10 protein-coding genes are annotated in these 16,273 nt (G+C 39.8%); 4 read left to right on the top strand and 6 right to left on the bottom strand.

Going from position 1 to position 16,273, the window contains the following annotated elements:
• Positions 1-30 precede the first annotated feature (30 nt).
• Positions 31-579, bottom strand: coding sequence for a TIGR00645 family protein (locus QL229_RS04310; protein ID WP_135924956.1), 549 nt, complete (start codon positions 577-579; stop codon positions 31-33).
• 238 nt (positions 580-817) lie between these two features.
• Between QL229_RS04310 and QL229_RS04315 the strand changes: the two genes are divergently transcribed.
• Positions 818-1,060 carry a hypothetical protein gene (locus tag QL229_RS04315; RefSeq protein WP_135924959.1) on the top strand — a complete coding sequence of 81 codons (243 nt, stop codon included), beginning with the start codon at positions 818-820 and terminating at the stop codon, positions 1,058-1,060.
• A gap of 84 nt (positions 1,061-1,144) precedes the next feature.
• Here the strand turns inward: QL229_RS04315 and topA are convergent, their stop codons facing one another.
• The gene (topA, locus tag QL229_RS04320; RefSeq protein ID WP_138558714.1) at positions 1,145-3,811 is read right to left on the bottom strand and encodes a type I DNA topoisomerase; all 2,667 of its coding nucleotides are present in this window, start codon (positions 3,809-3,811) and stop codon (positions 1,145-1,147) included.
• A gap of 303 nt (positions 3,812-4,114) precedes the next feature.
• Positions 4,115-7,441, bottom strand: coding sequence for a hypothetical protein (locus QL229_RS04325; RefSeq protein WP_138558713.1), 3,327 nt, complete (start codon positions 7,439-7,441; stop codon positions 4,115-4,117).
• A 193-nt stretch (positions 7,442-7,634) separates the two neighbouring features.
• Between QL229_RS04325 and QL229_RS04330 the strand changes: the two genes are divergently transcribed.
• The gene (locus QL229_RS04330; protein ID WP_135924966.1) at positions 7,635-8,966 is read left to right on the top strand and encodes a dicarboxylate/amino acid:cation symporter; all 1,332 of its coding nucleotides are present in this window, start codon (positions 7,635-7,637) and stop codon (positions 8,964-8,966) included.
• Positions 8,967-9,048: 82 nt separating this feature from the next.
• Here the strand turns inward: QL229_RS04330 and sohB are convergent, their stop codons facing one another.
• Positions 9,049-10,065 carry a protease SohB gene (gene sohB, locus QL229_RS04335; protein ID WP_138558712.1) on the bottom strand — a complete coding sequence of 339 codons (1,017 nt, stop codon included), beginning with the start codon at positions 10,063-10,065 and terminating at the stop codon, positions 9,049-9,051.
• A 114-nt stretch (positions 10,066-10,179) separates the two neighbouring features.
• The gene (locus tag QL229_RS04340; RefSeq protein ID WP_138558711.1) at positions 10,180-12,612 is read right to left on the bottom strand and encodes a VolA/Pla-1 family phospholipase; all 2,433 of its coding nucleotides are present in this window, start codon (positions 12,610-12,612) and stop codon (positions 10,180-10,182) included.
• Between the two features lie 228 nt (positions 12,613-12,840).
• Between QL229_RS04340 and QL229_RS04345 the strand changes: the two genes are divergently transcribed.
• On the top strand, positions 12,841-13,584 hold the full coding sequence (locus QL229_RS04345; protein ID WP_135924973.1) for a YciK family oxidoreductase: 744 nt from the start codon (positions 12,841-12,843) through the stop codon (positions 13,582-13,584).
• Positions 13,585-13,642: 58 nt separating this feature from the next.
• Here QL229_RS04345 and pssA read toward each other — a convergent pair whose 3' ends face one another.
• A complete protein-coding gene (gene pssA, locus QL229_RS04350) occupies positions 13,643-14,968 on the bottom strand; it encodes a CDP-diacylglycerol--serine O-phosphatidyltransferase (RefSeq protein ID WP_281546502.1) in 1,326 nt (441 codons plus the stop codon).
• A 288-nt stretch (positions 14,969-15,256) separates the two neighbouring features.
• Here pssA and trxB point away from each other — a divergent pair, with 288 nt between their 5' ends.
• Positions 15,257-16,207, top strand: coding sequence for a thioredoxin-disulfide reductase (gene trxB / locus QL229_RS04355; RefSeq protein ID WP_135924978.1), 951 nt, complete (start codon positions 15,257-15,259; stop codon positions 16,205-16,207).
• The last annotated feature ends 66 nt before the right edge of the window (positions 16,208-16,273 follow it).

Below are 16,273 nucleotides of genomic sequence, written 5' to 3' on the forward strand. Positions count from 1 at the left end.
ATGCAGGGCTTTTTATTACTAATAACACGATTAGTGATTCATGGTTTTACTATTAATGTAGTCAGTTAGTGCAAATAACACTCCCGACACCACAAACGTCACATGAATTAACACCTTCCAAAGTAACTCATCCGTTGAATGGTTGTTTGAGCTGATAAATACCTTTAAAAGCTCTACAGCAGAGATAGCGACAATGGCGCTTATTAATTTCATCTTAAGCCCTGAAAAACCAACCTTTCCCATCCATACAGGTCTGTCTTCGTGATTGTCTATATTCAACTTTGAAACAAAGTTTTCGTAACCACTAAAAATAATGATAAGCAAAAGCCCAGCTAAAAGCGCGGTATCAACCAAAGTTAATATTCCCACCAATAACTCTTGATTAGTTGCCGAAAACGTATTTAAGGCCATGCTGTAAAGATATTTGAAAAACTTTAACAACAATAAGACTACAGCGACTAATAAACCTATAAAAAATGGCGCTAACAGCCATCGAGAACGAAAAATAAATTTTTCGACGACTCTCTCTAATGTAGAAGGCACTTTTTTGTTTTTAGTTTGATTAATCTGTTCTGACATTTCTAAAATCACTCTCATAAATATTAGTTTGATAATACGCGGTTTTTATTAGTAATTTCTATATTTGCAGCGCACTACTGTGACTATTTTTTGTTTATCTTTACGATAAAAATATTTCGTTATCTTTTTTACAGATTTCGTTTATAAATTCACTTAAGCAAAGCGGTATGCCCTTTGCGCACCTTTACTGAGCACTTTAAGCCAGTAATTATTAATTATGTTGATTAGGAATAATTAAATGAACAAAGCATTGCTAGCACTAATTTTGGCACCTGTATTAAGCGTGTCAGCGTCTAACGCAATCGCTAACGAAGCACCTGAAGCATCAGCTGAAATGATCAAAGAATACACTGAGATGTGTTTAAACTGGGCTAAAGATGATGACATCAGCAACGAAGAATTAAAGCCATACGTACTAAAATGTGTGAACGATGAGCTTGAAGCTGAAGGCTTTAAGAAAGTAAAAGACGTACAAATTTAATTTGTCGTTAAACCAGATATAAAAAAACCGGAATGACACAAAGACGTGCGCTCCGGTTTTTTATTGCCTTGAAAAGCTAAGGAATTATTCCTTAGCTTTTGTCGATGTTTTCTTTTTTGCAGGCGCTTTCTTTTTACTTTCTTCAACCCACTTGCCATTTTGGTAGTGAGCAGTCCAACCTGTCGCTTTACCATCGACTTCACTCATCACATATTGTTCTTTATTTTTACGGCTATAACGAACAATTGCTGGGTTGCCATCTGGGTCTTGCGTAGGCGCATCAGCTAAATAGTAAAACTTCTCAGAAATACGATCTCTAAAACGTTTTAACTCTTCGACTTTAGGTGCACGAGTTTCACGAGACTTAGGAAAAGTATTCGCCGCCAAGAAAATACCTGAAGCACCATCACGAAGTACAAAGTAAGCTTCTGATTTTTCACATTCTAGTTCTGGTAAATGAACCGGATCTTCTTTCGGTGGCGCAGCTTCACCATTTTTGAGTAATTTACGCGTATTCTTACACTCTTCATTACTACAGCCAAAATACTTGCCAAAACGGCCTGATTTTAACTGCATATCTGAGCCACATTTATCACATTCGATAATTGGGCCATCGTAGCCTTTAATTTTAAAGGTACCTTGTTCAACGATATAACCCTTACAGGCTGGGTTATTACCACAGACATGCAGTTTACGTGTTTCGTCTATCAAGTATGAATCCATTGCCGTTTCACAGATTGGGCAACGCTTCATTTGCATTAGTGATTCTGTTTCAACATCTTCAACATCTGCGGCAATCGCTTCATCACCAGGCACCAAATTCATGGTTGTTGTACAACGCTCTTTAGGTGGCAGGTTGTAACCTGTACAGCCTAAGAATACACCAGTTGACGCAGTACGAATCCCCATTTTACGGCCACAGGTTGGACAATCGATGTCTGTTTCAACCATTTGATTTTGGCGCATACCACCTTGCTCTTCATCACCTGAAGCAATTTCAAGCTGAGTTGAAAAGTCTGCGTAAAATTTGTCTAGTACTTGTGTCCAAACGCGCTCACCTTCTGCGATATCATCCAGACGACCTTCCATTTTAGCGGTAAAATCAAAGTTCATCAGATCTTCAAAATTTTCCACTAAGCGGTCAGTAACTATCTCACCCATTTTTTCAGCGAAGAAACGGCGGTTTTCAACGCGCACATAACCACGGTCCTGAATCGTTGAGATAATTGATGCATAAGTTGAAGGGCGACCAATACCACGCTTTTCAAGCTCTTTAACTAAGCTTGCTTCACTAAAGCGCGCAGGTGGCTTGGTAAAGTGTTGCTTAGGATCTAACTCAACAAGCGTTAGTACATCACCCTCTTTTACAGCTGGTAATGATTGATCTTCTTCATTCTTTTTACGAACAGCTGGCTGAACTTTTGTCCAACCATCAAAGCGAAGTACACGGCCTTTTGCTTTTAGCTGATAATCACCCGCACCTACGGTTAAAGTTGTTAGGTCATATTCAGCAGGTACCATTTGACAAGCAACAAACTGACGCCAAATTAATTCGTAGAGCTTTTTCGCATCGGCTTCAACACCATCTAAATGGCCTGATAATACCGAGACACTTGATGGACGTATCGCCTCGTGCGCCTCTTGTGCATTGCCTTTAGAGCTGTAACTGATCGGTGCTTTTGGTAAATACTTTTCACCAAATTGCTCGGTTACGTAATCACGACACATTTCAACCGCATCTTTTGATAAGTTGGTTGAGTCGGTACGCATATAAGTAATGTGACCCGCTTCATATAAGCGTTGAGCCAGCATCATAGTCTTTTTAACACCATAGCCTAAACGTGTACTAGCAGCCTGTTGCATGGTTGAGGTAATGAATGGTGCACTAGGCTTACTCTTGCTTGGCTTTTCTTCAACGCTAACAACCTTGTACTGAGCTTTCTCTAGGTCAGTAACCGCAGCCATTGCCTGCGCCTCATTAACAGGCTTAAATGCTTTGTCAGCGTGTTTCGTAACTTCTAAACGTAATGCAGCTTCACTATTTTTAACATCAGCGTGTACATCCCAAAACTCTTCAGGGATAAATGCTTTGATTTCACGCTCACGCTCAACGAGTAAACGCACCGCAACAGATTGCACACGACCGGCTGATAAACCACGAGCAACTTTAGCCCAAAGTAATGGTGACACCATAAAGCCCACTACACGGTCAAGAAAACGACGCGCTTGTTGTGCGTAAACCATATCAGTGTTTAGTTCACCCGGTGTTTCGAATGCTTGTTGAATTGCATTTTTAGTAATTTCGTTAAAAACAACTCGCTTATACTTTTCAGGCTCGCCACCAATAATCTGTTCGAGGTGCCATGCAATTGCTTCCCCTTCTCTATCCAAATCGGTTGCGAGGTAGATTTTATCGGCGTTTTCAGCAAGCTTTTTTAATTCTTGAACAACTTTTTCTTTGCCTGGCAGTATTTCGTAATGTGGTTCCCAACCTTTTTCAGGGTCTATCCCCATGCGGGCAACAAGATTCTTATAATCTCGTTGCTTTTTATAGGCAGCTTTTTCTTCTGGTGACATTTTGCGAACTTCAGCAGGCGTTTTGGTCGCCGCTGTTTTCGTTTTGCCTGAACCTGAAGTTGGAAGATCACGCACATGCCCAACACTGGACTTGACGATAAAATCCTTTCCTAAGTATTTGTTAATTGTTTTTGCCTTTGCCGGAGACTCTACAATTACTAGTGATTTGCCCATAGTTGCCTATTTCTGACCGAAAGTTTTAAAGTTTTTTGCCCTTATAAATGTATATCCATCACATTAAACAAATAAGTATGATTTTTTAACATTGGAGCACGAATATTTATAGGTATATCTACAAACACCAATTGTTACAAGCTTTTAATCGAAACTTTTCTTCATTGACTGAATAATTAAACAATTTTTGTTGCTAATTTAGTCAATGTGGTGTTTTGCGGTAATTTCAAGGGGAATATATAGAACAGCAACAAAAATGCCAACCTTCTGGTTGGCATTTTTTAAATTTAATTGTGCTTAAATTTATTTATCATCAAGTATAGCAATTGATTTACTTACTGTTTTTGTAGTACCAAATTGATTCTCGAAATTAAATGTAATGGTCAGCACACCATCTGCGTCTTGGTTACCGTCAACCTCTCGAGCTATACGTACACTTGAAGACATTGTTGAGTCTCTATTTGTGCTTCCGATAATATCTTGATGTTGCAGTATAGAAAAATCACCATTGTCTGCAGTAATTGTTACCTCTGTACCTGCAGGTAATGGATTACCAAATTCATCACTGTAGAAAATTTGGATATTGATACCCGTTAAACCTATATCAATATCTTCTGGGCCTGAATCAGGATCATCCTCATCGTAATTCGGGTTAGGGCGTGTAACACTCGACAAATCAATCGATTCAACATCACACCAGCTTGCATTATCTGATTCTTCAAAGCCACCTGCAAATGTCGAACTACAATCAGCTGGCACAACTACTTCGTAAGGAGCAGTCACTACTTCATTTGATTTTAATACGGCGAATCGTACATAAGGTTCATCACCAGACATAACTACTTCAATCTGCTTACGAACTTCAATTAAATCACGCGTACATTGCCCAGCATTAAAGGCAGCTTCACTACATAACAATCCGTTATATTTACCATCAGGGCCGTCATATACACCATCATTATCAAGATCTCGCCATGTTTCATTATGACCGCCTCGTGAATTTTTCTCCGAGCATGGGTCTGAATCAGCATCGTAAGAATCTCTGGTTGCATCGCTACAGTTAGCTTTGTCAAAGGTATTATTTTCATTGTGGTCATTAAATGCTTCAGGTAAATCATATAACGTATAATATTCACCAACATCAAATAACCCGTTTCGACGAGTAACGCCATCTGATGACTCCTCATCCTCGTAGCTCTCTTGACCTTTCGCTACCGCAAGTATGCTTGTTCGTCCACCTCGAATTACACCATTTGGATCATTTTTAGCGCGAACTAAGGTGCCAATACATGGGGCTGCAATACCAAAATAAGGGTCGCAGTTTACTTCACCAGTTTTAGGGTTTATTCCTTCAGTAGTTGCAGTATTACCATCAATTTCACCAATTCTATTACCCCATTTGTAGTCATAGAAAGGTCGTTCACCCTGCGAGCGCCATGTAACAACACATGATGCATCAGTAGTACGACATACTGCTTCATTACTTTGTGAACCTATAACACCTGACTCAGTTAAAACGGTTGATTCAACACCATCACTATTGAATTGATTAAATTGGTCACCAAAATAAACTGTCAGGTTATTAGTGACGCCATTATAATTTAATGCATTTGGATTTAAGACTTCTGGGCTTAAGTCAAAACTGTTTTGATCTGTAACACCAGAGTATAAAGCAAGTTGAGATGACACTGCGTTAATTTGCTCAGTTAAAGGTACTAAGTGAAGTGTCCCTGCTGGGCAAATTTCATTGCTTGGTTCAGCTTCGCATAGTTCAACTTCATCTGTCCAACAAGATAAATCATCACCTTCAGGCAAGGCAGCAACATCTTCTTTAGAAACAAAACATGCTTTAACGACAAGTGGCCCAGGAACGATGCCTGAAGTCACTGTTGTTTGTACAACACCATTGTTGTCTGTATTAGCAGTTCTTTGCGTTAATTTTGCTAAACCTACTGAGTCCGTCAATTTAAAATCAATACGTTGCTGTGCAGAAACAATACCATCCGCATCAAGTAATCTGAAACGAACGACTGATTGTGTTGGTAAACCACCTTCACCAGGTGGAAGCGCAATCACAGGCTCCGAAACATCAAGAAATTGTATTGATTGAACAGCCGATACTTCAACAGGTATAACAGTAGACGCCGTAAAATTTTTGCCGCCCGTTTCAACTGTAATATTAACCACATCATTGATTGAACAGCCGTTAGCACGGTATGTTGAGCTTGCAATACCTGCTGACGATTGTACTGATGCATCAATTGTCGAGTCATTATTTGAAACACACGTAGAGTTAAATTCTACTTCTGTAGGCGTGGTAAATAAATTTCCTTGCTCGTCGCGAAGGGTAACTTCAATAATAGTACTACCACCCGCTTTCAAAGGAATTGTATTGCCTTCACTATCTGTGTTTAGTCCATTATCAACTTCTAACACTAGATCAGCGATACCAACAGCAAAGTTAAGATCTGCACTTTCACCTAACGATGACACCGAAATAGTACCAGCACCGCCTGTATTTCCTGGCTGTAATTTTAAAAGTGCAACACCAAAGTTATCAGTCAGAGCTCGACCTGAAGAAGGTAATACAGAACCAAGATCAGTTGTTACATCAACCAATGAGTTAGCAACACCATCACCGCCTTGGTCATTTATTACTTCTACAAATAAATCACCTAACTCGGTTGATGAAATTGAATTAGTAATAGTACAGCCAGAAGCTTGCGAAGTTGGATCAAGCTTCACATTATTTCGATTTTGATCCCACGAAGGGTTGCAGCCTGTTAGCATTAGAACAGACACTGAGTATTGGGCAGCATCAGAAGAAGCATCATCACCATTTGATATAAAACCTACCGTTTTCGTAATGGTGTTATCATTTTCATCTGTATATGTTGCGATAACTTGACCAGCGCCTTTTGAATCGCCACTACTTAAAGTGACATTTGCTTGGCCATTTTCATCTGTTAGCGCAGTACCTAGTACGGGTGTAATTTTACCTGTGAAGTTTGTAGTAAACGAAATCAATTGGCCAGCAATTGGAGTGCTTTCATCAAGTAAAGTAGCTGTAACCGTTCCTTTGTTGTTTTTACTAACCGGGTTGTCTGAAGAGAAAGGTAAACCAGAACTGTCAACAATCGAAAGCCCTAATGAAACTGTGCCACTGCTATCACCCGTTTGTGAACCATCGGATGTAAAACCAAAAGTATCACTAAAAGTCTCTTCACCAACTATGTAGGATGCAGTAATGATACCAGCTCCTGCCGTATCACCTGCAGTGACAGTAATTGATGCAACACCATTTGAATCGGTCAAGCTCGTACCAGAAGCAGGTGTTATCAAGCCAATACTACCATCAAGACTAAAAGTTATCACTTCACCAGATACAGCAACCCCCTGATTGGTCAGAGTTGCTGAAATAGTTAATGGTGATTCGACCGTTACAGAACTCGACTCTTCATTTGTGCCCGCTGTATAACCTTTCACAGATACAGAGTAACTTGGGGTATCAGTCGTACCACCATCCCCTCCATCAAGTGAACCGCTATCGTTCTCTAACGACCCACCGCCGCCACAGGCAACTAACAATGAGCTGAAAACTATAATACTTAGCCATCGCAATAAAGGCATTGACCTCTCCCTAGTTAGCTATTTTAAATTTATTTATATATTTACCTAATATTAACCTAAAAATTGAACGAATATCATAATTTTTTTATCAGATTTACAGCGAATTAATTTAAAATATTTGTCGAATTTTCCTGTATAAAAATCTTCAGGCTGGTAGGCTATGGCGAAATTTATAAAAATATAGACTAGGTATATGTCAAAAGTACGATCTTTAAGCCTTACGTCTCGTATCATGGTAGGTATGGTACTGGGTGTGCTTGTTGGTTTTATCTTTCAAGCGATTTTAGCGGGTGAAGACGATTTCCTAATTCCACTAGGATTATTCTCTTTACCAATTAAAGCATTTTTTGTGGATGGTATCTTCCATGTAGGTGGGCAAATATTCATCGCAAGTTTAAAGATGCTGGTTGTTCCATTGGTTTTTGTATCGCTGGTGTGTGGTACATGTAGCTTAAGTGACCCTAAAAAACTAGGTCGATTGGGTGGAAAATCAATCTTACTCTATCTAGTAACAACAGCAATAGCAATCACCGTTGCTATAACACTAGCGCTATTAGTTAATCCTGGTGAAGGTATTAACCTACCATCAGATGCGACCTACAGTGCTAAAGAAGCACCTACCCTTGCACAAGTCATTATTGGAATGTTTCCTACCAACCCAATTGATGCAATGGCAAATGGCAATATGCTGCAAGTTATTGTGTTTGCTTTGTTATTTGGTGTGGCGATGGCTTTAAGCGGTAAAGCAGGTAAACGTGTTGCAACCGTGTTCGAAGACTTAAACACCGTTATTTTAAAACTTGTTACCCTACTGATGAATATCGCCCCTTACGGTGTATTCTTTTTAATGGCTAAGTTATTCACAACTATAGACTTTAAACTCATCACAAGCCTTGCCTTATACTTTGGCGTGGTGGTCTTCGCGCTCTTAATTCATGGCTTTGTAAACTATAGTATCTTATTAAAAGTATTAACTGGTTTAAATCCAGTGACGTTTTTAAAGAAAATGAAAAACGCCTGTTTGTTTGCGTTTAGTACTTCAAGTTCAAGTGCAACAATGCCTATTACCCTTGAAACTGCTAGCAAAAAACTTGGTGCTCACAACTCAGTTGCTTCATTTACGGTACCTTTAGGCGCAACTATTAACATGGACGGCACAGCAATTATGCAAGGTGTTGCTACCGTGTTCATTGCCCAGGTCTTTTCAGTTGATTTAACAATTTCTGATTATTTAATGGTTATTTTGACCGCGACACTAGCATCTGTTGGTACTGCCGGTGTGCCAGGTGTTGGTCTTATCATGTTAGCTATGGTGTTAAACCAAGTAGGTTTACCTGTAGAGGGTATTGCTATCATCATTGGTGTTGACCGTTTACTTGATATGACACGTACCGCTGTAAACGTTACAGGTGATTGTATGGTGACCTGTGTGGTTGCAAAATCTGAAGGTGAATTTGATGAGGACGTATTTAACGATCCAAATGCCGCTAAAGATTTAGAAGACTATCATAAGTCGATTAAGTAATAATTTACTTATGAATGACTCATAAAAAAACCCGCTTAAATAGCGGGTTTTTTATAGCCTATATACTTTTTAAAACTGAAACTTAAGGGTTTAAGCCTTTAAAACGCGACATTAAACTCACACCTGCTTTACTCAAACCAGAGCTTAAGCCCACCGCTAATTTATCACTCAAATTCTTCTTAATACGGTATTTCACTTTGAAGATTTGACGCTCTTTTGCTTGGCTCAATAAAATATCATCGCTTGTGTCAATTTTATCAACTAAGCCTTTATCAAAGGCTTGTGTAGCAAACCAGTGCTCACCTGTTGCGACCATATCTATATCAAGTGAAGGGCGTTGTTCACTAACAAATGTTTTGAATAAGCCATGCGTTTCTTCTATTTCCTGTTTGAATTTTTCGCGACCTTTGTCTGTATTTTCACCAAATAAGGTTAATGTTCGCTTGTATTCGCCTGCAGTAATTTGCTCAAAGTCCACATCATTCTTTTTCAAAATTTTATTAAAATTAGGAATCTGCGCAATAACCCCAATTGAGCCAACAATTGCAAATGGTGCAGCTACGATTTCATCAGCAACACATGCCATCATATAGCCACCACTCGCCGCTACTTTATCAATGGCTACAGTCAAATGCACACCTGCATTACGTAAGCGTTGTAGCTGAGACGCAGCAAGTCCGTAACCATGCACTACACCTCCGCCACTTTCTAAACGAACAAGAACACGATCTTTTTCTTTATCTGCAATAGTTAAAATAGCTGTGATCTCTTCACGTAAGCTTTCTACTTCGTGCGCATCTACACTGCCATTAAAGTCAATTACATATAGACGTGACTTAGGGTCTTCACTGTGTTGTTTTTTTGCGGCTGCTTTTTGTTGTTTCTGGTGAGCTTTTAACTCTTTCTTTGAAAGTGTGTTTTCGATAAAGCTTTGTTTTAAATCATCAAGCTGTTCACTTAAATCATCAATGGTTATCTCGCCCTTCTTCGCTTTAGGTTTTACTGCAGCTCCCATGATAATGGCAACAATGACAGCAATAGCGATGACAAATGTGAGGGTTTTTGCGAAAAATAACCCGTACTCATATAAAAATTCCAATCAAACTCTCCACTTATTAATTATTCGCCACAATTTACCATGCTTTAAAGCAAAAAAAAGCCACATGATGTGGCTTTTTACTTAATTGGTTATTACTTAATTAATAGGTTTCAGTTATTCAGTGACAACATCTGAGTTTGTAACCTGAAGATACTGACCACGGCTTGCTAAGAAAGTCGCAATTTGCAGTTGCATCTCAGCTGTAGCAGCTGCACTTTCTTGTGCTGTAGCACCTGAGTCAGCAGTAGCTACAGGCGTTAACACTGAGCTGTGATGACCTTTAGTGAATTTAACCACATAGCTCATCGCATCAGCAGTTGGACCTTGTGTCTCAGCAACCGTTGATAAGCCCATTAAGTTGGCAAGAGGTAAACTACCAGCAATTGGATTACTCGCCACCATTGGTGGGATAACCATATCAGCATTGTTATTTTCACCGTCACCCACGACAACACTCATGTAGACTGGCGTGCCAAGCGCTGCAACTGATGCGGCGTAGTTTGAAGGATCACCACTATCAAGCGCCGTTTGTGCAGCAAAAGCAAACTGAGTAATTATGCTTTGAATATTAGCAAGTTTGACAGTTTCACCAGCCATAGTTAGCGAACCAATGTACTCTTTATACGCACATGTAACAAAAGCTGTTTGGTTAGAAGCAAGTGAACCACAGTTAGACAGCGCTTCATTTTGTGCATAAGCACCAAACTCTGCAGATTCAGCTGTGCCTGCTGCAAGTAAAACAGAGCCTTGCACAAAAGGACCAAATGTATTTGACTCAATTAAGAAACTAGCGATACCACCGCCACCACTGGCAAGTGCAACACTCTTCACGTTGAACATTGGATCAACTTGCTCAGCTAGCGGTGCATTAGTCACAGCAACAAATGCTGGAGCAACTACAGAGCCTAATGAATGGCCTAAGAATGAAACATCTTGGGCATTTAAATCAGCAGCACCAGTAAAGTTAAGACCTAAACGTAACCCCAGTAAATCAGCAACTGATTGACGTAAGCTATCACGCGCAACTAATAATGACTGTAAGTTCATGTAGCTTAAAACTGAACCTGTAGAAGCATTAAAGTCATCAGTACCATCGCCGTCTACATCTACACCACGCTCACCATGCATTGGGTGGTCGATTGCAGCCGTTGCAAAGCCTTGCATTGTTAATTGTGCTGTAATTGCTAGCATATCTTCTTTTTTAGAAGTAATACCGTGCTGCAGAATCACTACTGGCCAACCACCTTCAGGCATTACCAGAGGATCCAACCCTAACTGACCACGTATTGCGTTGATCACAGGTAAAATTGGTTTAGTAACTTGTACTGGAACGTTAGCAATGCTTTGTGTTTTTGGAATTGTGTTGTATTTGGTTAAGTGTTTAGTTTGATCTAAACCTAAATCACGCAGTTTTCCACCACTTAACGCCATACATAAACCATCAGTTTCGCTGATTGGGTCTGTTGGGAATGAGTCACCTGCAGTAGATGCATAGCCAAGTACAGCAACACCACTGTCGCATAGCCCTTGCCAATAAGTTGCTGATAAATCATCAACCGTTTTGCCTGTAGGCGTTGCTAAATACATAGGTAACATCACGCTACCCTTTTGATATTGCACACCACCAAATACTGGTGAAACACCTGTAATACCTTGTGATGCGAATACTTGCTCAACTGTAATTACAGGTTGCTCAGGAATTTGAACCATCGGTGTTGGTAAGGCAGGTTGCGAAAGGCTAGCTGCTAAAAGCTGCTTAACAGTACCTAGTACTTGACCTGCAGATTGCATTGTCATCGCAGCAGAGTAAATAATTTCATCTTTTGTAATTGCGCCACCTGAGGTGACTGCATTTTCGTAGCTATTAATCACCGCTTGCAGAGATTTTTGTGAATCAGTAATTAGCGGTGTTTCTTCACTAACAAGTGCATAAGTTGAAGATGGTTCGATTGAACGCCCTTCTGAGTCCATTAAAGACGTTGTTAAAACGTTTATGTAGGTGCTACCCGCTTTAAAAGGTTTAAGTGGGATCACAGCAACCGCATCACCAGAACCTTGTGTAATGAAGTCAACACCAAATGTAAGCTCAGAAACCAACTTACAGGCAAGGCCTGCAGGTACTTGCGAACAAGTTTCATCTGTTTGACTTGCGCCCATCACTACTTCAAAAATACGAACTGCACCAGGTGAACCGGCAGAAGCCATATCAAGTGAGATACCCGCAGGGAATGCTAAATCGATTTTAAACGGAGTTTGTGTTGACCAGCCATCAAGAGCACCTAGTGCAAGCTGAGGATCAGCATAGGCTGCGCGTTCAACACTAACATTGTTGTCGTCTAATTCACCCGGCATATTTAAAGTGCCATCAAGTGTACCACTCATCAGTAAGTCATTAGGTACCGAGATAACGCTATTTGCAGGGTCAAATTTAACGGTCGCGGTTGGGATGACAGGTGGGGTGTCATTTTTAACATCTTCTAATGTTTCTCCTCCACCACAGCCGGTAATGACTGACGCAATGGCTAGTGAGAGTAGCATTTTTTTCATAATTTCGCTCCGCGCAAATCTTATTGTTATTGTGTGTTCAAAGTTAAACGTAGTTGTTCTACTACCTTTATTCTAAGTTAAATTAATGTAATTAGATTATTAATAAGACATTAGACCAGTTAAAGTTAACGTAAAGTTTCAATTTTCGCCACCTTAATTTGCAATAAATTCGATAACTTGGCTTTTTGCTATGTTAAAATAGCAAAAAATCTAATTGATGGTACTTTTATGCACACTTATAAAGCCGCAGAGAATGCGCTAAAAGACAAAGTAATTCTAATAACAGGTGCGGGTGATGGCATTGGTCGCGTAGCCGCATTAACTTATGCCAAGCATGGTGCCACTGTTATATTACTTGGTAAAACAACTAATAAACTCGAATGTGTCTATGATGAAATCGTGAACGCAGGCTACCCACAGCCGGCTATCGTGCCGATGGATTTAAAAGGTGCAACAAAACAAAACTACCGCGATTTAGCCGCAACTATAGAAATGCAGTTTGGCAAGTTAGATGGTTTATTAAACAATGCAGGTATTTTGGGTTCATTAGGGCCGCTTGAACATTTTTGTGTTTCTACCTTTGAAAACATTATGAAAGTGAATGTGACTGCGCAAGCCATGATCACTAAATTTATGTTTCCATTATTGCGAAAGTCACCAAGTGCATCTGTTATTTTTACATCCTCTGGTGTTGGTCGCAAAGGCCGTGAGCATTGGGGTGCATATGCAATCTCAAAATTTGCTGTTGAAGGCATGATGCAAACTTGGGCCTGTGAAGTGGGCAAAACCAATATTCGCGTGAACTGTATCAACCCTGGTGCAACTCGCACATCTATGCGTGCTTCTGCATACCCTGGTGAAGATAGAGATAAATTAGCAACGCCAGAAGATTTAATGCCAACTTATTTATACTTGATGAGCGACGACTCTAAAGAGGTGAACGGCCAATCTTTAGATGCTCAACAGAAGTAAGCTAATAGCTAGACACAAAAAAAGCAGCTCTCGCTGCTTTTTTTAATCTTTAAGCCCACTAAATAAAGCGTTTGATAATAAAATCTACTTTCACACGCTTTGCCTGACCCAAAAGTTTCTTAACAGGCGCAGGATAATCATCCATTGTCTCTAAGTCTTGCGGGCCATTTAAACGACGACAATGCTGCAAAATAGCGTGTTTTTCGTTTTCTATTTGCTCAAGAATATTTTGCTTCGGATCGTCAATTAAAATCCCGTTTTCGATATCTAAACCCCATGCTCGTGGATTCAAATTATGCCCACTAAGCAAATGTAAACGTTTATCTGAACAAATTCCTTTTAAATGGAAAGAGTTGCTTTCATGCTTCCAAAGATAAACATTTAAATTGCCATTTGCGATATGACGCTTCTGAGACTTTAAAAATTTAAGTAGGATTGTTTCATATAAATAAGGGAGTGCACCAATCTTACTAAACGGCTCACTAGGAGGCAGATAAAAATCGTTCGCAGTTTTATCACCTACCACAATTGTTACTTGCTTACCTTGTTTTAGTAAGCGACGTAAAGAGCGCATTAATGGTGCTGGGAAATTAAAGTAAGGCGTATAAAGTACTAATTCTTCTTCCGTGGTATCAAATAATGACTTAATCAAACGATTTAGTTTATTACTACGACGGCCTAAGCCCAAGAAAAGACGAACCCCTAATTCACCCGCACTCGCCTCTGCTGCACTTTCATAACTTGCTGATTTAAGATCACGCATTAACTGCTTTTGCGCATTTTTAATATCGTTGAAGTTAACTAGAGGTCGCTTATCAATACGAGGAACAGCCTCAGAACTTAATAAGTGTGATTCAATAAACTCTACTACTGAGTTACACAAACCAGCTTGATGCACTAAAAAGTAGCGATCTAAACGATAACGGTCGTCTTGCTGCAAATAGACATTGTTAAGACTTGCACCGCTGTACAATAAAGTATCGTCAATCACAAAGCCTTTTAAATGTAACACGCCAAAAAGCTCTTTCGCTTTAACAGGAACACCATAAACCTTTACATTAGACTGGTACTTTTCCTGAAAGTCACAATACATACTGGCATTGCCATCAGATTTTGCAGCGCCAATTAAACCTCGCTGAGCGCGATGAAAATCAACCAGTACTTTTACCTCTAGATCTGGATTAGCTAATGAGGCTTCGTGTAATGCCGTTAAAATTTCTCGACCTGCTTCATCATCTTGAAGATACAAAGCAGTTATATAAATTCTTTTTGTCGCTGAACGAATTAAACGCAATAGTTCATTGCGATACTCTTTTGCATTGGTTAAGACCTGTAAGTCTTCCGTAGTCAGCCCGAATGCGGGCTTTTCCTGCCAAAATACCATAATTGCCTGTTCATTTATTTAGCTCATAACTAAAGCTAATATCAAAATTAGCTAAAACATACCAAAAAAATATTGCTTGGTCATGAATAAACGTACTTTGAAGGCATAACAATTAAGAAATAGTTCATTTAACAAGCAAAAAGAGCAGCTTAAATCATAATGAGTAAGGATTATTTGACAGCTTTGCGATTTACCAAAAAAAATAATCGAGCCTTTTGTTTACATCCGCCTTGTTTTTCTTAGAATCGGTCGCATAGACATCGTATTGAAACGTTTTTAGGAAAAACCATGAGTGACGCTAAACACTGTAAACTATTAATTTTGGGTTCTGGACCTGCGGGCTACACGGCGGCGGTATACGCAGCACGTGCCAACCTTAACCCTGTTCTAATCACAGGAATTCAACAAGGTGGTCAATTAACAACAACGACCGAAGTTGAAAACTGGCCTGGTGATGCGCATGGCTTAACTGGCCCTGCATTAATGGAACGTATGAAAGAGCACGCTGAACGTTTCGAAACTGAAATTATCTTCGATCACATTAACAAAGTTGATGTAACTAAGCGCCCTTTCACTTTAACAGGTGATTCAGGTACATATACTTGTGATGCATTAATCATTGCAACAGGTGCGTCTGCTAAGTACTTAGGTTTAGAATCTGAAACAAACTTCCAAGGTCGTGGTGTCTCTGCTTGTGCAACCTGTGATGGTTTCTTCTATCGCGGTCAAAAAGTTGCTGTTGTTGGTGGTGGTAATACGGCAGTTGAAGAAGCTCTTTACTTATCTAACATCGCCGACGAAGTACACGTGATCCACCGTCGCGATAGCTTCCGTAGCGAGAAGATTCTGGCTGATCGTTTAAATGAAAAAGCGGCAAACGGTAATGTTGTTTTACATTACAATCGTACTTTAGATGAAGTTCTTGGTGATGAAATGGGTGTTACTGGCATCCGCATTAAAGCAACTGACTCAGAAGAGACTGAAAACCTTGACCTTGCAGGTGTATTCATCGCAATTGGCCATAAGCCAAACACTGACATGTTCGAAGGTCAGCTAGAAATGAAAGATGGCTACTTAGTAGTTGAATCAGGCTTAAACGGTAATGCGACACAAACAAGCGTACCAGGTGTATTCGCTGCAGGTGACGTGTGTGATCACATTTATCGTCAAGCAATCACATCAGCAGGTACAGGTTGTATGGCTGCCCTAGATGCTGAGCGCTTTTTAGATAATCTATAATCTATTGCTAAATACTAGCTTTGTAAGGGGTTGTCGAAAAACAGCCCCTTTTTTATGGCTAAAATT

The organism is Pseudoalteromonas sp. PAR1 (genome assembly GCF_947311895.1).
Taxonomy (GTDB): Bacteria; Pseudomonadota; Gammaproteobacteria; order Enterobacterales; family Alteromonadaceae; genus Pseudoalteromonas; species Pseudoalteromonas lipolytica_C.